The 23,292-nt window shown below is 59.9% G+C and carries 20 protein-coding genes and 5 tRNA genes; 21 read left to right on the top strand and 4 right to left on the bottom strand.

Annotated features, from left to right (window positions below; genetic code table 11):
* Window positions 1-143 precede the first annotated feature (143 nt).
* The 15 genes from wecA to GKQ23_RS22565 all read left to right on the top strand — a co-directional run bounded on the left by wecA (window position 144) and on the right by GKQ23_RS22565 (window position 11,837).
* Window positions 144-1,232, top strand: a complete 1,089-nt coding sequence (gene wecA / locus GKQ23_RS22635; RefSeq protein ID WP_056234714.1) for a UDP-N-acetylglucosamine--undecaprenyl-phosphate N-acetylglucosaminephosphotransferase — start codon at window positions 144-146, stop codon at window positions 1,230-1,232.
* A gap of 39 nt (window positions 1,233-1,271) precedes the next feature.
* A complete protein-coding gene (gene wzzE, locus GKQ23_RS22630; RefSeq protein WP_212409485.1) occupies window positions 1,272-2,300 on the top strand; it encodes an ECA polysaccharide chain length modulation protein in 1,029 nt (342 codons plus the stop codon).
* A gap of 49 nt (window positions 2,301-2,349) precedes the next feature.
* The gene (gene wecB, locus GKQ23_RS22625) at window positions 2,350-3,480 is read left to right on the top strand and encodes a non-hydrolyzing UDP-N-acetylglucosamine 2-epimerase (RefSeq protein WP_056234719.1); all 1,131 of its coding nucleotides are present in this window, start codon (window positions 2,350-2,352) and stop codon (window positions 3,478-3,480) included.
* Window positions 3,477-4,739 carry a UDP-N-acetyl-D-mannosamine dehydrogenase gene (wecC, locus tag GKQ23_RS22620; protein ID WP_056234722.1) on the top strand — a complete coding sequence of 421 codons (1,263 nt, stop codon included), beginning with the start codon at window positions 3,477-3,479 and terminating at the stop codon, window positions 4,737-4,739. Before wecB ends, wecC begins: the two co-directional genes overlap by 4 nt.
* 27 nt (window positions 4,740-4,766) lie before the next feature.
* Window positions 4,767-5,462 carry a dTDP-4-amino-4,6-dideoxy-D-galactose acyltransferase gene (gene rffC / locus GKQ23_RS22615; protein ID WP_212409484.1) on the top strand — a complete coding sequence of 232 codons (696 nt, stop codon included), beginning with the start codon at window positions 4,767-4,769 and terminating at the stop codon, window positions 5,460-5,462.
* Window positions 5,459-6,589, top strand: a complete 1,131-nt coding sequence (gene rffA, locus GKQ23_RS22610; protein WP_212409483.1) for a dTDP-4-amino-4,6-dideoxygalactose transaminase — start codon at window positions 5,459-5,461, stop codon at window positions 6,587-6,589. Before rffC ends, rffA begins: the two co-directional genes overlap by 4 nt.
* Window position 6,590: 1 nt before the next feature.
* Window positions 6,591-7,841 carry a lipid III flippase WzxE gene (gene wzxE, locus GKQ23_RS22605; RefSeq protein WP_212409482.1) on the top strand — a complete coding sequence of 417 codons (1,251 nt, stop codon included), beginning with the start codon at window positions 6,591-6,593 and terminating at the stop codon, window positions 7,839-7,841.
* Window positions 7,838-8,914 carry a TDP-N-acetylfucosamine:lipid II N-acetylfucosaminyltransferase gene (locus GKQ23_RS22600; RefSeq protein ID WP_212409481.1) on the top strand — a complete coding sequence of 359 codons (1,077 nt, stop codon included), beginning with the start codon at window positions 7,838-7,840 and terminating at the stop codon, window positions 8,912-8,914. The genes wzxE and GKQ23_RS22600 overlap by 4 nt, the downstream gene beginning before the upstream one ends.
* A complete protein-coding gene (wzyE, locus tag GKQ23_RS22595) occupies window positions 8,911-10,278 on the top strand; it encodes an ECA oligosaccharide polymerase (protein ID WP_212409480.1) in 1,368 nt (455 codons plus the stop codon). The genes GKQ23_RS22600 and wzyE overlap by 4 nt, the downstream gene beginning before the upstream one ends.
* Window positions 10,279-10,306: 28 nt before the next feature.
* Window positions 10,307-11,047 (top strand): lipopolysaccharide N-acetylmannosaminouronosyltransferase, encoded by a 741-nt coding sequence (wecG, locus tag GKQ23_RS22590; protein WP_056234737.1) that lies wholly within the window; start codon window positions 10,307-10,309, stop codon window positions 11,045-11,047.
* Window positions 11,048-11,227: 180 nt separating this feature from the next.
* Window positions 11,228-11,304 (top strand) — tRNA-Arg (locus GKQ23_RS22585).
* A gap of 78 nt (window positions 11,305-11,382) precedes the next feature.
* A tRNA-His gene (locus GKQ23_RS22580) sits at window positions 11,383-11,458 on the top strand.
* Between the two features lie 28 nt (window positions 11,459-11,486).
* Window positions 11,487-11,573 (top strand) — tRNA-Leu (locus GKQ23_RS22575).
* Between the two features lie 35 nt (window positions 11,574-11,608).
* Window positions 11,609-11,685: transfer RNA gene (locus GKQ23_RS22570), tRNA-Pro, on the top strand.
* 75 nt (window positions 11,686-11,760) lie between these two features.
* Window positions 11,761-11,837, top strand: a tRNA-Pro gene (locus GKQ23_RS22565).
* Between the two features lie 883 nt (window positions 11,838-12,720).
* Here GKQ23_RS22565 and hemY read toward each other — a convergent pair.
* From hemY to hemC, 4 genes are read right to left on the bottom strand one after another with little or no spacing between them, the layout of a single operon-like run.
* Complete coding sequence (gene hemY, locus GKQ23_RS22560; protein ID WP_212409479.1) at window positions 12,721-13,911, bottom strand: protoheme IX biogenesis protein HemY; 1,191 nt, start codon at window positions 13,909-13,911, stop codon at window positions 12,721-12,723.
* Between the two features lie 2 nt (window positions 13,912-13,913).
* A complete protein-coding gene (hemX, locus tag GKQ23_RS22555; protein ID WP_212409478.1) occupies window positions 13,914-15,098 on the bottom strand; it encodes a uroporphyrinogen-III C-methyltransferase in 1,185 nt (394 codons plus the stop codon).
* A 26-nt stretch (window positions 15,099-15,124) separates the two neighbouring features.
* A complete protein-coding gene (gene hemD / locus GKQ23_RS22550; protein ID WP_056234746.1) occupies window positions 15,125-15,871 on the bottom strand; it encodes a uroporphyrinogen-III synthase in 747 nt (248 codons plus the stop codon).
* Window positions 15,868-16,809, bottom strand: coding sequence for a hydroxymethylbilane synthase (gene hemC / locus GKQ23_RS22545; protein WP_212409477.1), 942 nt, complete (start codon window positions 16,807-16,809; stop codon window positions 15,868-15,870). The genes hemD and hemC overlap by 4 nt, the downstream gene beginning before the upstream one ends.
* Window positions 16,810-17,110: 301 nt before the next feature.
* Here hemC and GKQ23_RS22540 point away from each other — a divergent pair, with 301 nt between their 5' ends.
* The 6 genes from GKQ23_RS22540 (at window position 17,111) to yigB (ending at window position 23,269) form a co-directional block, all read left to right on the top strand.
* A complete protein-coding gene (locus GKQ23_RS22540; protein ID WP_212409476.1) occupies window positions 17,111-19,663 on the top strand; it encodes a class I adenylate cyclase in 2,553 nt (850 codons plus the stop codon).
* A gap of 225 nt (window positions 19,664-19,888) precedes the next feature.
* Window positions 19,889-20,083 (top strand): lipoprotein, encoded by a 195-nt coding sequence (locus GKQ23_RS22535; protein WP_212409475.1) that lies wholly within the window; start codon window positions 19,889-19,891, stop codon window positions 20,081-20,083.
* A 27-nt stretch (window positions 20,084-20,110) separates the two neighbouring features.
* Window positions 20,111-20,935 (top strand): diaminopimelate epimerase, encoded by an 825-nt coding sequence (gene dapF, locus GKQ23_RS22530; RefSeq protein ID WP_212409474.1) that lies wholly within the window; start codon window positions 20,111-20,113, stop codon window positions 20,933-20,935.
* Window positions 20,932-21,648, top strand: a complete 717-nt coding sequence (locus GKQ23_RS22525; protein WP_212409473.1) for a DUF484 domain-containing protein — start codon at window positions 20,932-20,934, stop codon at window positions 21,646-21,648. Before dapF ends, GKQ23_RS22525 begins: the two co-directional genes overlap by 4 nt.
* On the top strand, window positions 21,645-22,553 hold the full coding sequence (gene xerC, locus GKQ23_RS22520; protein ID WP_212409472.1) for a tyrosine recombinase XerC: 909 nt from the start codon (window positions 21,645-21,647) through the stop codon (window positions 22,551-22,553). Before GKQ23_RS22525 ends, xerC begins: the two co-directional genes overlap by 4 nt.
* Window positions 22,553-23,269 carry a 5-amino-6-(5-phospho-D-ribitylamino)uracil phosphatase YigB gene (gene yigB, locus GKQ23_RS22515; protein WP_212409471.1) on the top strand — a complete coding sequence of 239 codons (717 nt, stop codon included), beginning with the start codon at window positions 22,553-22,555 and terminating at the stop codon, window positions 23,267-23,269. The genes xerC and yigB overlap by 1 nt, the downstream gene beginning before the upstream one ends.
* The last annotated feature ends 23 nt before the right edge of the window (window positions 23,270-23,292 follow it).

Below are 23,292 nucleotides of genomic sequence, written 5' to 3'. Positions count from 1 at the left end.
TGCACCTGCAAGTTCGTGCAAATTAACGTGTCTGATACGTTGCTTGTGCGGGGCCTGACCAATAAAATCTGAATTACACTAATGATTATGGCACCAAAATTGCTTATAACATTGCGCTAATTCTTAGCTGAGAGCTGGTTAATGTGAATTTACTCAATATGAGTACAGAACTTGCCCTGATTTTTTTATTTTCACTGGCGTTCCTGTTTTTTGCCCGCAAGGTGGCTATAAAGATCGGCCTGGTGGACAAGCCTAACTACCGCAAACGCCACCAGGGAACCATCCCGCTGGTCGGGGGTATTTCGGTATTTGCCGGCAGCTGTTTTGCCTGGCTGATGACCGACTTTTATGTCCCCCATTTTCTGCTGTATCTGGGCTGCGCCGCCGCGCTGGTGCTGGTCGGGGCGCTGGATGACCGCTTCGATATCAGCGTAAAAATTCGCGCGGTGGTTCAGGCCGGCGTGGCGGTGGTGATGATGGTCAAGGCGAAGCTGTATCTGCTCAGCCTTGGCTATATTTTCGGCCCCTGGGAGCTGATCGTCGGCCCGTTTGGCTACGTGCTGACCCTGTTTGCCGTCTGGGCGGCGATCAACGCGTTCAATATGGTCGATGGCATCGATGGCCTGCTGGGCGGGTTGTCCTGCGTCACCTTCTTCGCGATGGGCATGATCCTGTTGTCCGACGGTCAGCTGAGCCTGGCAATGTGGTGCTTCACTATGATTGCGGCGATTTTGCCCTATATTTTACTGAACCTCGGCGTGTTCGGCCGCCACAACAAAGTGTTTATGGGCGATGCCGGCAGCACGCTGATTGGTTTCACCATTATCTGGATCCTGCTGGAGACCACCCAGGGAGAGAGCCACCCGATTACGCCGGTGACGGCGCTGTGGCTGATTGCCATTCCGCTGATGGACATGGTGGCGATCATGTACCGGCGTCTGAGTAAGGGCATGAGCCCGTTTTCCGCGGATCGCCAGCATATTCACCACCTGATTATGCGTGCCGGGTTCACCTCGCGTCAGGCTTTTGTGCTGATTACCCTCGCGGCCGCCGTGCTGGCGCTGGTGGGCGTGCTGGGTGAGTACCTGAGCTTCACTCCCGAATGGGTAATGCTGGTTCTGTTTTTACTGGCCTTTATGTTGTACGGCTACTGTATTAAACGTGCGTGGCGCGTGGCGCGGATGATTAAACGCCTGAAGCGTCGCCTGCGTAATAACGAGAACGACCGCTGACTTTTTGAACGATGATGTTCGACAACAAGGAAATGATGCATGACTTATCCTGACGCTGCAGATAACGAACTGGATATTCGGGGCCTGTGCTGCACGCTGTGGCGCGGTAAAGGGTGGATCGTCGGTGGTGGTGCGCTGTTCGCCCTGCTGGCGCTGGTCTGGTCGCTGCTGGTAACGCCACAGTGGAGCACGACGGCGATTACCGACCGCCCAACGGTCAATACCCTCGCCGGCTACTACTCACAGCAGCAGTTCCTTAATAATCTGGACCTGCGTAACGGTAATCCTAACGCCACGCTGCCGAACGTGATGGACGAAGCCTACCAGGAGTTTGTCATGCAGCTCTCCGCATGGGATACCCGGCGTGACTTCTGGCTGCAGTCTGCTTACTACAAACAGCGGCAGGTCGGCAAAGTGGCGGATGACGCGGTATTGCTGGATAAGCTGATTGCCAGTATTCAGTATCAGCCGGCGGACAGCCTCAAAAAAACCAACGACACCGTGAAACTGGTGGCAGAGACTTCGGCGGAAGCCAACACGCTGCTGCGTCAGTACGTGGCCTTTGCCAACGCCCGGGCTACCGCGCATCTGAATGATGCATTATCCGGGGCCTGGGCCGCACGCACCATCCAGCTAAAAGCGCAGATTAAGCGTCAGGAAGCGGTGGCGAAGGCGATTTACGATCGCCAGCTCAACAGCGTCCAGCAGGCGCTGAAAATCGCCCAGACCCAGGGGCTGGAGCAGGCCCATACCGCTACGCCGTCTGAGCAGCTGCCGGACTCTGAGCTCTACCTGCTGGGGCGGCCTATGCTGCAGGCGCGGCTGGAAAACCTGCGCGACAGTGGCCCGGACTACGACCTCGAATACGATCAAAACCGTGCCATGCTGGCGACGCTGAACGTTGGGCCGACGCTGGTCTCCTCCTTTAAGGCCTGGCGCTACCTGCGCACGCCGGAAGAGCCGGTGACGCGTGACAGCCCGCGCCGTCTGCTGCTGATGATCATGTGGGGATCGGTAGGGGTGTTGATCGGTGCAGGTACGGCGCTGGTCAGACGGCGCCGTGGCTAAGGATGCCCGGCGAATGCAGTTCAACAATGGAACGACAGAGAGAGCAACGGTGAAAGTATTAACAGTTTTCGGCACACGCCCTGAAGCCATCAAGATGGCACCTCTGGTCCACGCGCTGGCTCAGGACGCTTCGATCGAATCACGCCTGTGCGTGACCGCCCAGCATCGTGAAATGCTCGATCAGGTGCTGCATCTGTTCTCTCTGGTACCGGATTACGACCTGAACATCATGCGGCCGGGCCAGGAACTGACTGAAATCACCAGCCGCATTCTTGAGGGGCTGAAAACGGTGTTTGCCGACTTTACTCCCGACGTGGTGCTGGTGCACGGCGATACCACCACCACGCTGGCCGCGAGCCTGGCGGCGTTTTATCACCGCATTCCGGTCGGTCACGTTGAAGCGGGACTGCGTACCGGTGACCTGTGGTCGCCGTGGCCGGAAGAGGCTAACCGCACGCTGACCGGGCACCTCGCCAGCTATCACTTTGCGCCGACGCAGCGCTCACAACAGAACCTGCAGCGGGAGAACGTGCCGGCTTCGCGTATTTTCGTCACCGGCAACACGGTGATTGACGCGCTGTTCTGGGTGCGTGACCGGGTTCTGAGTGACGCCGCGCTGCACAACAGCATGGCGGCACGCTATCCGTTCCTTGATGCAGACAAGAAAATGCTGCTGGTGACCGGTCATCGTCGCGAAAGCTTCGGCGGCGGCTTTGAGCGCATCTGTAACGCGCTGGCGGAGATCGCCCGTCTGCACCCACAGCTGCAGATTGTCTACCCGGTACATCTCAATCCTAACGTCAGCGAACCGGTGAACCGCATCCTGCGCGGTATTGACAACATAGTACTGATCGAGCCGCAGGAGTATCTGCCCTTTGTCTGGCTGATGGACCGCGCCTGGCTGATCCTGACCGATTCCGGTGGTATCCAGGAAGAGGCACCGTCGCTGGGGAAACCGGTGCTGGTGATGCGTGATACCACCGAGCGGCCGGAGGCACTCGACGCCGGTACGGTCAGACTGGTGGGAACCGACCAGCAAAAAATTGTCAGCGAAGTGACGCGATTGCTAAACGACAACGAGGCGTGGCAGACGATGAGCCATGCCCACAATCCGTACGGTGACGGACTGGCCTGCCAGCGCATCGTAGAAGTTCTGAAAAATAACCGGATAACATTATGAGTTTCAATACTATTTCAGTCATTGGCCTGGGATATATCGGCCTGCCGACCGCGGCGGCGTTTGCCTCCTGCCAGAAGCAGGTGATTGGCGTTGATATCAACGCCCACGCGGTGGAAACCATCAATCGCGGCGAAATCCATATCGTTGAGCCGGATCTGGATCGGGTGGTGAAAACGGCGGTAGAAGGCGGTTTCCTGCGCGCAACCACCGTGCCTGAACCTGCGGACGCCTTTCTGATTGCGGTACCGACGCCGTTTAAAGAGCAGCATCAGCCGGATATGGCCTGGGTTGAGGCCGCCGCGCGCTCGGTTGCCGCGGTACTGAAAGCCGGCGACCTGGTGATTCTGGAATCCACCTCGCCGGTCGGGGCCACCGAGCAGATGGCCGCCCTGCTGGCCGCTGAGCGACCCGATCTGACCTTCCCACAGCAGGTGGGTGAAACGGCAGATATCCGCATTGCCTACTGCCCGGAGCGGGTGCTGCCGGGCAAGGTAATGGTCGAGCTGGTTAAGAACGACCGGGTGATTGGCGGTATGAGCGCGGCCAGCTCGCAGCGCGCCTGCGACCTGTATAACCTGTTCCTCGAAGGGGAGTGCGTGGTGACCAATGCCCGCACCGCCGAAATGTGCAAGCTCACCGAGAACAGCTTCCGTGACGTCAATATCGCCTTTGCCAACGAGCTGTCGCTGATCTGCGCCGAGCAGCAGATCAACGTCTGGGAGCTGATCCGCCTGGCCAATCGCCATCCGCGCGTCAATATCCTGCAGCCCGGCCCCGGCGTCGGCGGCCACTGTATTGCGGTCGACCCGTGGTTTATCGTGGCGCAAAACCCGCAACAGGCGCAACTGATACGTACCGCCCGTGAGGTTAACGACGGCAAGCCGTACCGGGTGCTTGAACAGGTGCAAAAGCAGGTGGCAGAGTGCCTGCAGGCCAGCGACCGGCGCGCCAGCGAGCTGAAAATCGCCTGCTTCGGTCTGGCCTTTAAGCCGGATATCGACGACCTGCGTGAAAGCCCGGCGATGCAGGTGGCGGCGATGATTGCGGACTGGCATCAGGGCAGTACCCTGGTGGTAGAGCCGCATATTCAGCAGCTGCCCGCGCGCCTGGCGCAGAAGGCCACGCTGCTGTCGCTGGACGAGGCGCTGCAGCAGGCCGACGTGCTGGTGATGCTGGTCGATCACCGCCAGTTTAAGGCGGTGGCAGCAGAAACTGTCCGCCAGCCGTGGATTGTCGATACCAAAGGCGTCTGGCGATGATGCCGCTTATCACTCTGGAGGCAATCTGTGTTTGCCACGCTTAAACCACTGGCGTGGGAAAACGCCTTTTTTGATCATAACAGCGCGCTGCTTGAGCTGCAGGGGGAGACTCTGCTGCTGCCCGAGAGGCTGGATGACTACGATCTCGTCCAGGTGAAACTGCCGGCGCAGCAGAGCGTCGAACTGGATGCGGTAAACGCACTCGGCTTCCAGCTGGTGGAAGCCGAAGTGGACTGCGTGCTGGGCATTGCCGCTACCGGCCGCCCGGAGGGCGTCCGCATTGCCCGGCCGGAGCATATCCCCGCGCTGCGCCAGATGGCCGCGGAAGCCTTCTCCTTCAGCCGTTTTCGTACGCCGTGGTTTGCCGCCGGCGACAGCGGCCGCCTGTACGCCGAGTGGGCGGAGAAGGCGGTGCTGGGCACCTTCGACCACCAGTGCCTGCTGGCCGTGGATCAACAGGGCGCGATGCAGGGATTTGTCTCGCTGCGCGAGCTGGCCGACGGCTCGGCGCGGATTGGCCTGCTGGCGGTGCTGCCCGCGGCACAGGGGCTGGGGGTTGGCCAGCGGCTGATGGCGGCCGCCAGCGACTGGAGCCGCGCGCGGCGTCTGGAGCGGCTTCATGTTGCAACGCAGCTGGGCAACCTGGCCGCGCTACGGCTCTACCTTCGTTGCGGTGGCGTGATTGAACGCACCGCCTATTGGTTATACAGGAAAACATCATGATTACGTTTAATGCACCACCGGTGGTGGGAACCGAACTGGACTACCTGCAGTCAGCGATGGGCAGCGGCAAGCTGTGCGGCGACGGCGGCTTTACCCGCCGCTGCCAGCAGTGGATGGAGCAGCGCTTTCACTGCCGCAAGGTGCTGCTGACCCCCTCCTGCACCGCCTCGCTGGAGATGGCCGCGATCCTGATTGATATTCAGCCCGGCGATGAAGTGATTATGCCGAGTTACACCTTCGTCTCCACCGCCAACGCCTTTGTGCTGCGCGGCGCGACTATCGTCTTTGTCGACGTGCGTCCGGATACGCTGAATATTGATGAAACGCTGATTGCCGCAGCGATCACCGACAAAACCAAAGCCATCGTGCCGGTGCACTATGCGGGCGTGGCCTGCGAGATGGACACCATTATGGCGCTGGCGAAGCAACATCAGCTGTGGGTGGTGGAAGACGCCGCGCAGGGCGTGATGTCCACCTATAAGGGGCGTGCGTTAGGAACGATTGGCCATATCGGCTGCTTCAGCTTCCATGAAACCAAGAATTATACCGCCGGCGGCGAGGGCGGCGCGACGCTGATCAACGATCCGGCGCTGGTCGAGCGGGCGGAAATCGTCCGTGAAAAGGGGACCAACCGCAGCCAGTTCTTCCGCGGGCAGGTGGATAAGTACACCTGGCGCGATGTCGGATCCAGCTATCTGATGGCCGACCTGCAGGCGGCTTACCTGTGGGCACAGCTGGAGGCGGCAGAGCAGATCAACCAGCAGCGCCTGCGCCTGTGGCAGAACTACGCGGATGCGCTGCAGCCGATCGCCGCCAGCGGGCGGATTACGCTGGCGAATATTCCGGCCGACTGCGCGCACAACGCGCATATGTTCCACCTCAGGCTGCGCGACAGCGAGGACCGCGGCGCGCTGATTGCCTGGCTGAAAGAGGCGGAGATCCTGTCGGTGTTCCACTATATCCCGCTGCACAGCTCACCGGCGGGCCAGCGCTTTGGTCGTTTCCACGGCGAAGACCGCTTTACCACCGTTGAAAGCGAGCGACTGCTGCGGCTGCCGCTGTTTTACAACCTGACCGACAATAATCAGAAGACGGTGATCGGCTCTCTGCTGAGCTACTTCTCCTGATATGTCACTGGCAAAAGCTTCGGTGTGGACCGCCGCGTCCACGCTGGTAAAAATTGCCGCCGGACTGCTGGTGGTAAAAATGCTGGCGCTGGCCTTCGGGCCAGCCGGCGTCGGGCAGGCGGGGAACTTTCGTCAGCTGGTGACCGTGTTAGGCGTGCTGGCGGGCGCGGGGATTTTCAACGGCGTCACCAAATACGTTGCTGAGTACCAGCAGGACCCGGCGCAGCTGCGCGCGGTGACCGGCACCGCCTCGTCGATGGTGCTCGGCTTTTCGCTGCTGCTGGCGCTGGTTTTTCTGCTGTTTGCCGCGCCGGTTAGTCGCGCGCTGTTTGGCCACGAGGAGTACCAGCAGGTGATCCGCGCGGTGGCGTTCCTGCAGTTTGGCATCGCCTGGGCCAACCTGCTGCTGGCGATCGTCAAAGGCTTCCGCGACGCGGCGGGCAACGCCGCCGCGCTGATCGGCGGCAGCCTGATCGGCGTCGCCGGCTGGTTTGTCTGCTACCGGCTGGGCGGCTACAGCGGTGCGCTGATCGGGCTGGCGCTGGTGCCGGCGCTGCTGGTGATCCCGGCCATCATCGTGTTGTGGCGTCGCGGTCGCCTGCCCTTAGGCTACCTGCTGCCCGCCTGGCAGCCGGCGTTCGCCCGCCAGCTGGGCAAGTTCACTGTGATGGCGTTGATCACCTCGGTGACGCTGCCGGTGGCGTGGATGATGATGCGTAACCAGCTGGCGGCACAGGCTGGCTGGGAACAGGTGGGGCTGTGGCAGGGGGTCAGCACCATTTCTGACGCCTATCTGCAGTTTATCACCGCCTCCTTTACCGTCTGGCTGCTGCCGACACTCTCCAGGCTGCAGCATAAAGAGGAGATTGCGCGCGAGGTCCTGAAAGCGCTGCGCTTCGTGTTACCTGCCGTAGCGGCGGTCAGCTTCTGCGTCTGGCTGCTGCGCGATGTGGCAATCTGGCTGCTGTTTTCCAGCCAGTTTACCGCCATGCGCGATCTGTTTGTCTGGCAGCTGGCCGGGGACGTGCTCAAGGTCGGCTGCTACGTGTTTGGCTATCTGGTGATTGCCAAAGCGTCACTGCGCTTCTATCTGCTGGCTGAGGTCAGCCAGTTTGTACTGTTGATGGGTTTTTCCCGCTGGCTGATCCCGCTGCACGGTGCAGCAGGCGCGGCTCAGGCGTATCTGGCGACCTACGTCGCTTATTTCGCACTTTGTGCTGGCATTTTTACACTTTACCGTAGACGCGTATGACCACAGTAATCCATCTCTTAGGCTCAGACATACCGCACCATAACCAGACGGTGCTGAGCTTTTTCAATCAGGTGCTGCATGATGCGGTACCGACGGCCGCCCCGCGCCCGTTCTGGGTGGTGAGCGCAGAGCCCGATCTGGCTTCGCGCTTCCCACAGCTGGCGGTTCGGGTGTTCGCCAGCAAGGGGGCGTTAGCTGCGGCGGCGATCGCTGAAGGCCGCCGGCAGCGCAGCACGCGCTTTTTCTGCCACGGCCAGTTTAACCCGCGCCTGTGGCTGGCATTGCTGACCGGCCAGCTGAAACGCCGCCAGTTTTACTGGCATATCTGGGGAGCGGACCTGTACGAAGATGCCACCGCCCTCAAGTTCCGGCTGTTCTACCTACTGCGGCGGCAGGCGCAAAAGCGCGTGGCGCAGGTGTTTGCCACCCGTGGTGACATCAGCCATTTTCAGCAGCGCTGCCCGCGCGTGCCGGCCTCGCTGCTCTATTTCCCCACCCGCCTGGCGCAGGATGTCCCGCTGAGTCAGTCCGCTGACGGCGCGCTGACCGTGCTGCTGGGCAACTCGGGTGACGCCAGCAACCGCCATATTCAGGCGCTGGAGGAGATCCACCGGCAGTTTGGCAGCGAGGTACAGGTGGTGGTGCCGATGGGTTATCCGTCGAATAATCAGGACTATATCGCCAGCGTGCGTCAGGCCGCGGGGGCGCTTTTTGCGCCGGGTCAGGTGCAGATCCTGACCGAAAAGCTGGCGTTTGCCGACTATATGGCGCTGATCGCCCGCTGCCAGCTGGGTTACTTCATCTTTGAACGTCAGCAGGGGATTGGCACCCTGTGTCTGCTGATGCAGGCGGGCGTGCCCTTTGTGCTCAACCGGCGTAATCCGTTCTGGCAGGACCTGACGGAACAGCAGGTGCCGGTGCTGTTCAGCGGCGATGCGCTGGATGCCGCCACGGTGGCCGAAGCGCGACGCCAGCTGACCCAGCTGGATTTAAAGCAGGTGGCATTTTTCGAGCCGGGTTATCTGGCAGGATGGCAGCAGGCGCTGCGGCAGGTGGAAGGGGAAGGCGCATGACGCTGTTACAGTTTGCCGGTCTGCTGCTGGTGTACCTGCTGTGTGGCGGTATGATCCTGACGCTGACCTGGCGCGAGTTTCGCCGGGTACGCTTCAATTTTAACGTGCTGTTCTCGATGCTGTTCCTGCTGACCTTCTTCTTCGGCTTCCCGTTTACCAGCGTGCTGGTGTTTGGCTTCGACGTTGAGGTGGTGCCGGCAGAGTATCTGCTGCAGGCGATGCTGGCCGCAGGGTGTTTTTACGCCATTTACTACGTAAGCTACAAAACCCGGCTGCGGGCGCGCAGCCATGTGCCCTCGCGCCCGGCTTTTACCATTAACCGCGTAGAGGCCCATCTGAGCTGGCTGCTGCTGGCGCTGGTGGCGCTGGGCACCGTTAGCGTGTTCTTTGCCCACAACGGTTTTCTGCTGTTTAAGCTGCACAGCTACAGCCAGATCTTCTCGGCGGACGTCTCCGGCGTGGCGCTGAAGCGCTTCTTCTACTTCTTTATCCCGGCGATGCTGGTGGTCTACTTTATGAAGCAGGATTTCCGCCGCTGGCTGCTGTTCCTGGTCAGCACGGTGGCGTTCGGCTTCCTTACCTACGCCATCGTCGGCGGCACGCGCGCCAATATCATCATCGCGTTTGCGCTGTTCCTGTTTATCGGCATTATCCGCGGCTGGATAACCCTGTGGATGCTGGTCGTGGCCGGCGCGGGTGGCGTGGTCGGCATGTTCTGGCTGGCGCTGAAGCGCTATAACCTTGATGTTAACGGTTCGGAAGCCTTCTATACCTTCCTCTATCTGACGCGGGATACCTTCTCACCGTGGGAGAACCTCGGTCTGCTGCTGCAGAACTATGACCGCATCGACTTCCAGGGCCTGGCCCCGATCGTGCGTGACTTCTACGTGTTTATTCCCAGCTGGCTGTGGCACGGACGGCCGTCGCTGGTGCTGAACAGCGCTAACTACTTCACCTGGGAGGTGCTGGATAACCACTCCGGGCTGGCGATCTCGCCCACGCTGATTGGTTCGCTGGTGGTGATGGGCGGTGCGCTGTTTATCCCGCTTGGCGCGGTGTCGGTGGGGCTGATCGTTAAATGGTTTGACTGGCTGTATGAGAAGGGCCGCCGGGAACAGAACCGCTATAAGGCGGCGATCCTGCAAAGCTTCTGCTTTGGTGCCGTGTTCAATATGATCGTGCTGGCCCGTGAAGGGCTGGATGCCTTTGCCTCGCGGGTGGTGTTCTTCTGCGTGATTTTTGTCGCCTGCGTGGTGGTGGCTAAGCTGCTTTACTGGCTGTTTGACAGCGCCGGGCTGATACGCGCGCGGCGCGCGGGAACATCGCTGGCCGTGCGGGGTGGTCCCGCGCCCGGTGCGCTTTGATTATTGAGTTTTATTTGAAGGATTTGCCATGCATGCCTCTGAAGAAGTTCCGCAGTATCAGATTCGCGGGTTGTCGCTGGCCGGCTTCCGCGACAGGGCACAGTTTGTCGATTACCTGAACCAGGGTGGGGAGCTGAAGAGCGGTACGCTGGTGGCGATCAACGCCGAGAAGGTGCTGACGGCGGAGGAGAATACCGAGGTGTTTCAGCTGCTCGCGGCCGCCGAGTATAAATATGCCGACGGTATCAGCGTGGTGCGGTCGATCCGCAAGAAGTATCCGCAGGCGCAGGTATCGCGTATCGCCGGGGCCGATCTCTGGGAAGCGCTGATGGAGCGCGCCGGGCGCGAGGGCACGCCGGTGTTTCTTATTGGCGGCAAGCCGGAGATTCTGGCGCAGACCGTCGATAAGCTGCGCCGGCAGTGGAACGTGAATATCGTCGGTGAACAGGATGGCTACTTCGCCCCGGCCGATCGCGACGCGCTGTTCGCCCGCATCAAGGCCAGCGGCGCACGGCTGGTGACGGTGGCGATGGGCTCACCGCGTCAGGAGATCCTGATGCGTGACTGCAAGGCGGCTAACCCTGATGCGCTCTATATGGGCGTGGGCGGTACCTATGATGTGTTTACCGGCCATGTGAAGCGGGCACCAAAGATTTGGCAAAATATGGGGCTGGAGTGGCTGTATCGCCTGCTTTCGCAGCCTTCACGTCTTGGGCGCCAGCTCAGGCTGCTGAAATACCTGAACTATCACTGGCGTGGCGAGCTTTAATTTTTACCTTTTGTCCGGCGGTAAGCCGCGTGGGAAGTGCTTTTTGTGCGCGATAAGCGTCTAAATTGCTGCGAGTTTAGACGAACTGCACAAAGCATAAGCAAACGCGGTTTTTTATTGAAAAAAGCACTGGACAGGTAAGGCTCCTGTCCGTAGTATGCACATCCGCAACGGCGCTACGCGCCCGTAGCTCAGCTGGATAGAGCGCTGCCCTCCGGAGGCAGAGGTCTCAGGTTCGAATCCTGTCGGGCGCGCCATTAAGTTTGTGCGCAAGAGCTGCGGTGGTAAGATATACCGCTTGTCAGGCAGTAAAAGTAGTATCTGGTAAAGTAGTGGTGGCTATAGCTCAGTTGGTAGAGCCCTGGATTGTGATTCCAGTTGTCGTGGGTTCGAGTCCCATTAGCCACCCCAGATTTTGTAGTATGTGATTTTGTAGAATGCGAAGGTGGCGGAATTGGTAGACGCGCTAGCTTCAGGTGTTAGTGTTCTTACGGACGTGAGGGTTCAAGTCCCTCTCTTCGCACCACAAAATCCAGATGTGAATAGCAGTGCCGTAGTATTCGGCGAGTAGCGCAGCTTGGTAGCGCAACTGGTTTGGGACCAGTGGGTCGGAGGTTCGAATCCTCTCTCGCCGACCAATTTTGAAAGCCCTGCAGTAGCGGGGTTTTTGCTTAAAGCCGTAAGGGATTTAAGCGCAGTAGTGCCGCAGTATTCGGCGAGTAGCGCAGCTTGGTAGCGCAACTGGTTTGGGACCAGTGGGTCGGAGGTTCGAATCCTCTCTCGCCGACCAATTTAAGAAACCTGTCTGAAAAGACAGGTTTTTTTTCGTCTGTAAGAAATTCAAAAGTCCGTTGTCTTCGGGATCGAGAGTGTCAGGCGGTCATGCGGGCGACCCTGCGCGGGTTACCCCGCTCCGGGCTCATCCCGCTGCCCTCCCTGATAATCAGCTTCGTGGTTGCCTGGGTGATTTTTTGAAACTTGTTAGCGTTTTATTTGAGTTCGTCGCTGTTTGGCGACGTGTAGTTTGTTGTATTTATAGCGTTTTACTTAATCATGCATTGAATGTCGCTGTTTTGCGACGGTTGGGGTGGATGATGTTGGGGTTTAGCGACGTTTGGTTGGGAAAGGGTGAGGGACCGGAGTTTAAATATCCTTAAAAATTAAAAAGATGTAATTCAGGAATTTGTTAAGTTTCATTCTGGCATGTCCTGTGCAAGAATCTAAAGGTAGATGCTCATTCCACCTCTTATGTTTGCTGATGCTTCATAAACCTGGGAATGACGCAGAGCCACTTTAAGGTACCCGTTGTCCAGCCAGCCAGTATCGCTAACGCCTTACCGGAACACAGGGCACACCGTTGAGTCGGGTACCAATCGGTTGTCTGACCGACCTGATACTTATACCTGTCACTGTTGTGGCAGGTTTTTTTTGCCTGCAGGCTGGCGCTAATGTCACTCTTCCGCAACCGCAACCGCAACCGCAACCGCAACCGCAACCGCAACCGCAACCGCAACCGCAACCGCAACCGCCATCAGCGCACAGCTCTACCTGTGCCTGCACCCGCACAGGGATCTCTGCGTGAACAGCATCGAGATTGTAGGTGGTTTAGTCGCGGCGAAAAAAAACCGGGCGGGCCCGGTTTTTTGAGAAGGTGATACTGAGCCGCTGACGCTTCAGGGATTATTTTTCAGCGTCAGCAGCAGCCCGTCGCGGCGCATCTGTGCGGCCTCTTCCGGCTTATGCTGGCGATCGAGGGTATCTGCCAGCCACGCGTAGTCGAAGGCATCCGGGCGCTGTTGCAGCGCGGCGCGGAACGCCTCGCTGGCCTGCTGCCATTCGCCGTGCTGCATCAGCAGTTGCCCCAGCGTGCTGTGCAGCAGCGGGGTGGCACCGTGCTGTTTGATCTGCTGGCGCAGCGCTTTCTCCAGCTGTTCCGGGTTGCCGCCCTTCAGGCGCGGCATCAGCAGCACCAGGCGTTCATCATACTGGCGTTTCAGGCCGTCGAGGACGATCTGCTGGGCGGTGTCATGATCGTCACAGACGATCAGGTGATCCGCCATCGCCACCTGCAGGGGGATCTCGTGGCGCGTTTTGCGGCTCTGCTGCTGCCACCAGCGCTTCAGGCCCTCGCTGCCCTGATCGGCCATTGCCTGGTTCATCAGGCCCAGCCAGGCCTGCTGCTGCAGCGCCAGGCGATGCGCTTCATCACCCAGCCTGATTTTCTCCATCGCCGGCAGAATATCCAGCAGCGCGCTCCAGGCCCCTGTTCTGATGTAGGCCTGTTCCGCCAGACGCAGCAGTTCAGGATGGCGCGGAGCGATCTCCAGCAGGCGGTCGATGCCGTGCCGTGCCGCGTGGTCTTCACCACGCGCCAGCTGGATGCGCACCCGGGTGATCTCGACCGGCAGCGGGTCGCCGTCGTTCAGTTCGGTGGCGCGGGCCAGGTGCTGGTCCGCGCGCTTCTCATCGCCGCGCTGCTGTGCGGCTTCGGCGGCCAGCAGGTAGTTGACCATCGGCTGGTCGGCATGATCGGCGTGGCGTGAGAGCAACTTCTCAACCTGCTGATGGTCACCTTCGGCCAGCTTAACCAGCGCGGCGTGGGTTTGCCGACGCGCGCTGCGGCGCTTGCGACCGGTAAACCAGCCGCGGGTGCGTGCTCCGGTATGGAACAGGCGGCGCAGCAGCCATTCGACGCCGAGGATCACCAGCAGCGACAGGATCAGGACGATCGCCAGTCCGGTAACGCTGGTCTCAATGTTCCAGCTGTCGGTCTGGATCAGTACGTAGCCCTGGTGGCCGGCAATCATCGGACCCAGCACCACGCCGGCGATCAGCAGCAGAAATAACAGGAGAACTTTTAACATGATTATTTCTCCTGTGCCGGTGGTGACGCAGGTGCCGCGTTGGCAGACGGGGCTGCCGCACTTCCGGCCGGCTGCGCCAGCAGGTTACGTACGCGGGTCTGCATCAGTTTGTCGAGAACAGGCTGGCTCTCCAGCGCATCCGGCACGTCCATCGACACGCTCTGCTGGCTCAGCTCATCCAGCTGGCTGAGGAAGGCTTTGGTATTGGCATCGCTGGTGTCATACCAGGCGCGAACCCAGCCGGAGACGGTGTCGATCGACTGCTTGTAGATCTCATCCTGATGGCGCGGCACCGCCTGAGCGGCGATCAGCAGACGCGAACGGATGTTCTCGCGCAGATAGACGTCCTGATTTGGTGCCAGCAGCGGTTCAGCGGTGGCGTCGCGGCGGCGGATGGTAATAAAGTCATCCATAAAGTTATGCCAGCTTTTTACCAGGTTCTGCCGCCATTCGCGCAGCGAGGAGGAGAGCTCGCCGCTGTTAGCATCCATCGGTTCATCGTCGTTGTCGTTGTCGGCCAGACGCAGGTTGTCGATGCCGTTAGACAGCTGGTTGAGGCGAAGAATAATGCCGTCGTAATCCACCTGGCTTAAGGCGGACAGCGTGCTGATATCGGCAGTCAGGGCGCGGCGCGCGTCGATCAGGCTGGGATCGTGCATATCGGCGAGGCTGGCATCGGCACTTTTTAACAGCACCGCGGCCGTGGTGACGTCCTGATCGCTCCACAGTTTGCGTCCGGCCAGTTTAACCAGATAGTCGGCCTGAGCCAGCAGCCAGATTTGCGCATCGCTGCCTGAAATGGCGGTGACTTTCTCTTTTAACTCGTCAAGCTGCTGGCTTAAGGCGCTCTGCTGCTGACGCGCCGTCTCCAGCGCGCTGGCCTGAGTGGCGAGCTGTTTCAGCAGCGACTGGCGATCGCCGACCGACTGCTGTTGCAGCTCTGCCAGCTGCGCCGTGAGCGCCTCACTGGCCTCTGTCTGCAGTGCGGCCTGATGTTTGTCGTTCAGATACAGGCCGACACCCAGCGCCAGCGCGATAGCAATCGCCACTCCCCCTAACAGGGCTCCGCTGTTTCTCTGCCGGGCATCGCTGTTTTTCAGCGGCCGCGGCGGCGTCACCGGCGTCTCTTTTTCGACCGCAGGGGTGGTCTCTTCAACCATGGCGGAGGAATCTTTGTGTTCCGTCATTGTGGCTCATCCCATATTTAAGTGTGTTAGTGCGGGTGTAACGCGCGCAGCAGCGCGTCGTTATCGGCGCCCCCGGCAACCTCAATCGTTTTCCAGCCAAGCTGGCTGGCCAGTCCTGCCAGACGGTCGCTGACCACCACCAGCCGGCAGTGCAGCAACCACTGGTCACGGTCAACCGGCGGGAACAGCATATACAGCTGTTGCAGCATTTCGCCGCTGGTAACCACCAGCGTATCGATCGCCCGATCGCGCCAGCGGCGACCCTCTTCGGCCCCCTGATAGTGTTTAGCACAGCGTTGATAGCACTCGATAAACTCTACCTGAGCGCCACGGCTATGCAAGGTTTCCGCCAGCAATTCGCGGCCTCCGTTACCGCGCAGGATCAGCGCCCGGCGGCCAGCCACCTGCTGCAGAGCGGGGAGTTGTATCAGCACCTCACTGGTTTCCTGCTCGTGCGGCCAGGTGACCTGATGGCCGCTGGCCGCATGCAGCGCCAGTGCGGTGCTGCGCCCTATAGCATAATAGTTCAGGCTGGCGGGCCAGGTGAGCCCGGCGCGAATAACGGCAGGATGAGCATAATGCACCGCCTGTCCGGAGAGGGCAAAAACCAGGTCCCCTGCCGTCAGCGCGGCCAGCCGGGCTGGCAGGCTGCTCAGCTGTTGCCCGGGGGTAAATTCAATCAGCGGCATCGCCCAGGCAACCTGCCCGCGGCCGCGCAAACGGCTAACCAGCTCGTCGGCGGCCGGTGCCGGGCGGGTGACCAGAATGGTCATGCCGGGGGATTTCCCTGATAAACCTCGGCGAGGATGTCGCGCGCGCCTTTCTCCAGCAGCTCTTCCGCCAGCGAGATACCCATTTTTTCCGCGTCATCGCGCGGGCCACGGCGCTCGCCGCAGATCATCTGGCTGCCGTCAGGGGAGCCGACCAGGCCACGCAGCCACAGCCGATCGCCTTCCAGGATTGCATAACTGCCGATCGGCACCTGGCAACCGCCTTCCAGCCGCAGGTTCATCGCCCGCTCCGCGCGCACGCGGCAGGCGGTATCTTCGTCATTCAGCACCGCCAATAGCGCGATGGTATCAGCATCATCCAGGCGACACTCAATACCTACCGCGCCCTGGCCAACGGCCGGTAACGACTCTTCAGCCGGCATGACCTGACGGATGCGTGCGTGCAGACCCAGCCGCTTAAGGCCTGCCACCGCCAGAATAATCGCATCGTACTCGCCGGCATCCAGCTTGCCGAGGCGCGTGCCGACGTTGCCACGCAGCGAGCGGATCACCAGATCCGGACGGCGGGCGCTCAGCTGGCACTGGCGGCGCAGGCTGGAGGTGCCCACAATCGCGCCCTGCGGTAGCGCATCCACTGACTCATAGTGATGAGAAACAAAGGCATCGTGTGGGTCTTCACGCTCACAGATGGTCACCAGCCCCAGCCCTTCAGGGAACGCCACCGGCACATCTTTCATCGAGTGCACGGCAATGTCGGCACGGCCGTCGAGCATCGCCTGTTCCAGCTCTTTAACGAACAGCCCTTTGCCTCCGACCTTCGCCAGCGGCGTGTCGAGGATCACATCACCACGGGTGACCATCGGCACAAGTTCCACGCGCAGGCCGGGATGGCAGCTGAGTAAACGTTGCTGGACATACTCGGCCTGCCACAGCGCCAGCGGACTCTGCCGGGTGGCGATTCTTAAAATTTTATCTGACATGCTTGATACCGTTTTGATTGCTCACCGAATATCCTACCAAAGAACCGCCGTCGGCGTGAGGGATTCGCCTTTTTTAACCTTCTGGCAACATACAGCTGGTCAGGGTGACGGTAAAACGTGCTAAACTGTTAGCTAGCGCAACTTTCTTTACGGTCAATCTCTCTGATGTTAGATTGATCACGTTTCCAGCAATATTCTGCACAACTCACTCTAAAATAAGTGGCAGACGGCGGAAACAGGGTTCTTGACTACCTTTGCAGGCCCGAAGGGTAGAAGCACTGGGATAATCAGGCGAGACGTCTTGTACCTCTACATTGAGACACTGAAACAGAGACTGGATGCCATTAACCAGCTGCGCGTAGACCGCGCACTGGCTGCGATGGGACCTGCTTTCCAGCAGGTTTACAGTCTGCTGCCAACCTTATTACATTATCATCATCCGCTGATGCCGGGTTACCTTCAGGGTAGCGTTCCACATGGCATCAGCTTCTACACGCCTGATGATAATCAAAAGAAATATCTTGCTGATTTAGAAGAAGAATCAACGTCACCTGCGGCACTGCCTCCGCAGGGTGAAATGCCGATCACCGGCGTCTACTCGATGGGCAGCACCTCTTCGGTTGGGCAGAACAGCACCTCCGATCTCGACATCTGGGTCTGCCATCATTCTTGGCTGGATAACGATGAACGCCTGAACCTGCAGAAAAAATGTACGCGGCTTGAGAAATGGTGCGCGTCGATGGGCGTGGAGGTCAGCTTCTTCCTGATCGATGAAAACCGCTTCCGTCACAATGAAAGCGGCAGCCTCGGCGGGGAGGATTGCGGTTCTACGCAGCACATCCTGTTGCTGGACGAGTTTTACCGTACCGCGGTGCGGCTGGCCGGTAAACGTATTCTGTGGAATATGGTGCCGTGCGAGGAAGAAGAACATTACGACGACTACGTAATGTCGCTCTGGCAACAGGGCGTACTGACGCCGAACGAGTGGCTGGATCTTGGCGGGCTTGGCACGCTGTCCGCCGAAGAGTACTTCGGCGCCAGCCTGTGGCAGCTGTATAAAAGCATCGATTCGCCCTATAAGGCGGTGCTGAAAACGCTGCTGCTGGAAGCCTATTCGTGGGAGTATCCTGCTACCCGCCTGCTGGCGATGGATATTAAACAGCGCCTGCACAACGGTGAGATCGTCTGTTATGGCCTGGATGCCTACTGCATGATGCTGGAGAGGGTTACCCACTATCTGACCAGCATTGATGACCATGCCCGGCTGGATCTGGTGCGCCGCTGCTTTTATCTGAAGGTGTGTGAAAAACTGTCGCAGACGGGTGAAACCCCGGGGTGGCGACGTGAAATCCTCAGCCAGCTGGTGGCCGAATGGGGCTGGGATGCCGCCCGTCTGGCGGTGCTCGACAGCCGTGCCGACTGGAAAATTGCCCAGGTGCGCGAGGCGCATAATGAACTGCTGGATGCGATGATGCAGAGTTATCGCAACCTGATCCGCTTTGCCCGCCGCAACAATTTAAGCGTCAGCGCCAGCCCGCAGGATATCGGGGTGCTGACGCGTAAACTGTATGCCGCTTTTGAGGCGCTACCCGGTAAAGTCACGCTGCTTAACCCGCAGATCTCACCGGATCTCTCTGAACAGCATCTGACCTTTATTCACGTGCCAAACGGCCGCGCCAACCGTGCCGGCTGGTACCTGTATAACCAGTCACCGGATATGAGTTCGATCGTCAGCCATCAGCCGCTGGAGTATAACCGTTACCTGAATAAGCTGGTGGCGTGGGCGTGGTTCAACGGTTTGCTGACCAGCAAAACGCGCCTGCACATTAAAGGTAACGCCGTCTGCGACCTGGCGCGGTTACAGGAGCTGGTTGCCGACGTGTCGCACCATTTCCCGCTGCGTCTGCCGTCACCGACGCCGAAAGCGCTCTACAGCCCGTGCGAAATTCGCCATCTGGCGATCATCGTCAACCTGGAATATGACCCGACGATGGCGTTCCGCAATCAGGTGGTGCATTTCGATTTCCGCAAGCTTGATGTGTTCAGCTTCGGTCAGCAGCAGCAGTGCCTGGTCGGCAGCATTGACCTGCTGTACCGCAACTCGTGGAATGAGGTGCGTACCCTGCACTTCAACGGCGAGCAGGCGATGATTGAAGCGCTGAAAACCATTCTTGGCAAAATGCATCAGGATGCCTCGCCGCCGGATGCCGTCGAAGTGTTCTGCTACAGCCAGCATCTGCGCGGTTTAATTCGTACCCGTGTGCAACAGCTGGTCTCTGAATGCATTGAGCTACGGCTCTCCAGCACCCGTCAGGAACCGGGGCGCTTTAAGGCGCTGCGCGTAGCGGGGCAAACCTGGGGGCTGTTCTTCGAGCGCCTGAGCGTCTCCGTGCAGAAGCTGGAGAATGCGGTCGAATTTTACGGTGCCATCTCGAATAATAAACTGCACGGCCTGTCGCTGAAGGTGGAAACCAACCAGACCCACCTGCCGGCGGTGGTCGACGGGTACGCCAGTGAAGGCATTATTCAGTTCTTCTTTGAAGATACCGAAGACGATCACGGCTTTAATATCTATATCCTTGATGAAAGTAACCGGGTTGAGGTCTATCACCACTGTGAGGGCAGTAAAGAGGAACTGGTGCGTGACGTCAGCCGCTTCTATTCTTCCTCACACGATCGTTTCACCTACGGTTCAAGTTTTATCAACTTTAATCTGCCGCAGTTTTATCAGATAGTGCAGGAAGACGAGCGTATTCAGGTGATTCCGTTCCGTAACCAGGTGATTAACCCGCTGCGGGTGCAGGGGAATGAAAATGAACATGACGAGTATATCCGCCTTTACCAGGCTCATTGATAAATCGAGTTCAGGTGACCTGGCGATAGCGGCGTCACCTGTAGTGGCCAGTCTTCCTCCTTGCGAGAAATTGCTTTCGTCTGACGTCGTGTTAATGTCCTCTTTATACCGTGATACCGTCGTCACCCCAACCTGAGCCAGAAACCGCCTGCTTTTCCTGTTGCTTTTCATACTTCACCTGCGATTATAGAGAGCAAACAGGCATCACTATTGAGCAGAATGCGAATGAAGACACTGATATGCCGACTGGCGCTGATTCTGGCGGCGGCCAGCCTGGCGGGATGTGGCCTGAAGGGGCCGCTCTACTTCCCGAAAGATGAACCAACCCAGCCACAAACCGCCACGACGGCGAGCGCTACCGCGAACAACCCGCAGGCAGCCGTCACGTCCCCGGGGCAGAGTGTGCCAGCGGCCCAGTAAACGATGACGTACCCGGCGGAGCAGAACATGCAGTTCTCGAAAATGCACGGCCTTGGCAATGACTTTATGGTGGTCGATGCCGTCACCCAAAACGTTTATTTCTCCCCTGAGCTGATCCGCCGCCTGGCTGACCGGCATCTGGGGATCGGTTTCGATCAGCTGCTGATCGTCGAACCGCCTTACGATCCCGACCTTGATTTCCACTATCGCATCTTTAACGCCGACGGCAGTGAAGTGGCGCAGTGCGGCAACGGTGCGCGCTGTTTTGCCCGCTTCGTGCGCTTAAAAGGGCTGACCAACAAGAGCGACATCCGCGTCAGCACGCAAACCGGCCGCATGGTGCTGAGCGTCAGCCAGGATGAGCGGGTTTGTGTGAATATGGGCGAACCCAACTTCGAGCCTTCTCAGGTGCCGTTCCGCGCCAATAAAGCGGAAAATATCTACCTGATGCGCGCGGCCGAACAGACGGTGATGTGCGGTGTGGTGTCAATGGGCAACCCGCACTGCGTGCTGCAGGTCGACAGTGTGAAAACCGCTGCGGTGGAGACGCTGGGGCCGGTCCTTGAAAGCCATGAACGCTTCCCGGAGCGGGTCAACGTCGGCTTTATGGAAGTGGTCAGCCGCGAACATATTCGCCTGCGCGTCTATGAACGCGGCGCCGGCGAGACCCAGGCCTGCGGCAGCGGCGCCTGTGCGGCGGTTGCGGTGGGCATCCAGCAGGGGCTGCTGGCGGACACCGTGCGGGTCGACCTGCCCGGCGGTTCGCTGAATATCACCTGGCAAGGCCCGGGTCAGCCGCTGTTTATGACCGGCCCGGCCACCCACGTTTATGACGGATTTATCCACCTATGAAAACGGTCGGTGAGCCACAGCAGGCCAGCGCCGGCGGCGAAATGCTGCCGGACGATCGCAGCGTCAGCGAATACCTGCTGCAGAACCCGGACTTCTTTATCCGCAACGCCCGCCAGGTCGAGCAGATGATCGTGCCGCACCCGATCCGCGGCACCGTGTCGCTGGTGGAGTGGCAGCTCGCGCGTCAGCGTAATCACATCCGGGAACTGGAGGAAGAGATTACCCTGCTGATGCAGCAGGCCAGCGCCAACCAGCAGCTGTTTGACCGGCTGTTTGAGCTACAGGGGCGGCTGGCGTCGGCCCCCACCCTGCATGAGATGCTCAACCGCCTGCAGCGCTGGGCGCGCGATCTCGGGCTGGCAGGGGCCAATATCCGTCTGTTCAGCGAGCGCTGGCGCATCGGTGCGCCGTCCGACTTCACCCAGCTGGCGCTGCCACGGCAGGCGTTTGAGCCCGTGCGCATTCAGCGGCTGGGTAAGCAGAATCACTATCTTGGCAGCCTGAATGGCCCGGAGCTGCTGCTGCTGCTGCCGCAGGCGAAAGCGATCGGCTCGGTGGCGATGTCGTTACTCGGTGAGCGAGGCGATCTTGGCGTGCTGATTTTCAGCAGCCGGGACAGCCAGCACTACCAGACCGGCATGGGCACCACCCTGCTTCAGCACCTGTCGCTGATGCTGCCGCCGCTGCTGGAAAACTGGGTGGAACGGGCGTGACCAGCGACTCGCCGCTGCTGCCTGCCGTCGAGGGCTTTCTGCGTTACCTCAGGGTGGAGCGCCAGCTCAGCCCGCTGACACAAATTAACTACCGCCGCCAGCTGGAGGCGATCGTCCAGCTGCTGGATGCACTGAAGCTCGGCGACTGGGCGCAGCTGGATGCGGCCAAAGTGCGCGCGCTGGCCGCGCGCAGCAGCCGTAACGGTCTGAAGCCCGCCAGCCTTGCGCTGCGCCTCTCCGCGCTGCGCAGCTTTCTTGACTGGCTGATTGGCCAGGGCGCGATCGTCGCCAACCCGGCTAAGGGCGTGGCCACGCCGCGCGCGCCGCGCCATCTGCCGAAGAATATTGACGTTGATGAGGTCAATCGCCTGCTGGATATCGACCTCAACGATCCGCTGGCGGTGCGCGACCGCGCGATGCTGGAAGTGATGTACGGTGCCGGTTTACGTCTCTCCGAACTGGTCGGCATCGACCTTGGCCATCTCGAGCTGGCCTCCGGCGAAGTGTGGGTCACCGGTAAGGGCAGCAAAGAGCGCCGGCTGCCGGTGGGCCGCACCGCGGTCAGCTGGCTGGAGAACTGGCTGGTGCTGCGCGAGCTGTTTGTTCCACAGGATAACGCCCTGTTTCTGTCGAAGCAGGGTAAACGCATCTCCGCACGCAACGTGCAGAAGCGCTTCGCCGAGTGGGGCATTAAGCAGGGGCTGGCCAGTCACGTGCATCCGCACAAGCTGCGCCACTCGTTCGCCACGCATATGCTGGAATCCAGCGGCGATCTGCGCGCGGTGCAGGAGCTGTTAGGCCACGCCAATCTGACCACCACCCAGATCTACACCCATCTCGACTTTCAACACCTGGCGTCGGTTTACGATGCCGCCCATCCCCGTGCGAAACGAGGAAAATCCTGATGCACTTCTACCGACCGCTACGCCCGATCGCCGCGATGACCTTCGATCTCGACGATACCCTGTATGACAACGCGCCGGTGATCAGGCGCACCGCCATTGAGTCCCACGCCGCGCTGCAGGCCTGGCACCCGTCGCTGCAGGACGTCACTCCGGCGCAGTATCAGCAGGTGCGTAACCGCCTGCTGGCCGCCGAGCCGGAAATTTATCACGACGTCAGCGAATGGCGTCGTCGGGCCGTTGAGCAGGTGATGCTGGATGCCGGCATTGCCACCCCGCAGGCCGCCCGGGGCTCGCGTGAGGTGATGGCGATCTTTGCGCAGTGGCGCAGCAGGATTGAGATCGCGGATGAGACCCACCGCACGCTGGCCGCGCTGGCTGAGCGCCTGCCGCTGGTGGCCGTCACCAACGGCAATGCCGAACCGCACCTGTTCGGGCTGGATAAATACTTTCAGTTTATCCTGCGCGCCGGCCCGGACGGCCGCGCCAAACCGTATCAGGACATGTACCAGCTGGCGGCCGAACGGCTCAATCTGGCACCCCAGCAGATCCTGCACGTCGGTGACGACCTGACCACCGACGTGGCCGGTGCCGTGCGCTCTGGCCTGCAGGCGTGCTGGATCAACCTGCGTGAAGGCAACCTGATGCACATCAACGATGCGCGCCTGTTACCAACGCTGGAAATTTCACGGTTGGCATCGCTGACCGCGCTGATATAATAAGCTGGTTAAATAACCAGTAG

Origin of the sequence: Erwinia sp. E602 (assembly GCF_018141005.1) — a bacterium.
GTDB lineage: Bacteria > Pseudomonadota > Gammaproteobacteria > Enterobacterales > Enterobacteriaceae > Erwinia.
This window is presented reverse-complemented; position numbering and strand designations above follow the sequence as displayed.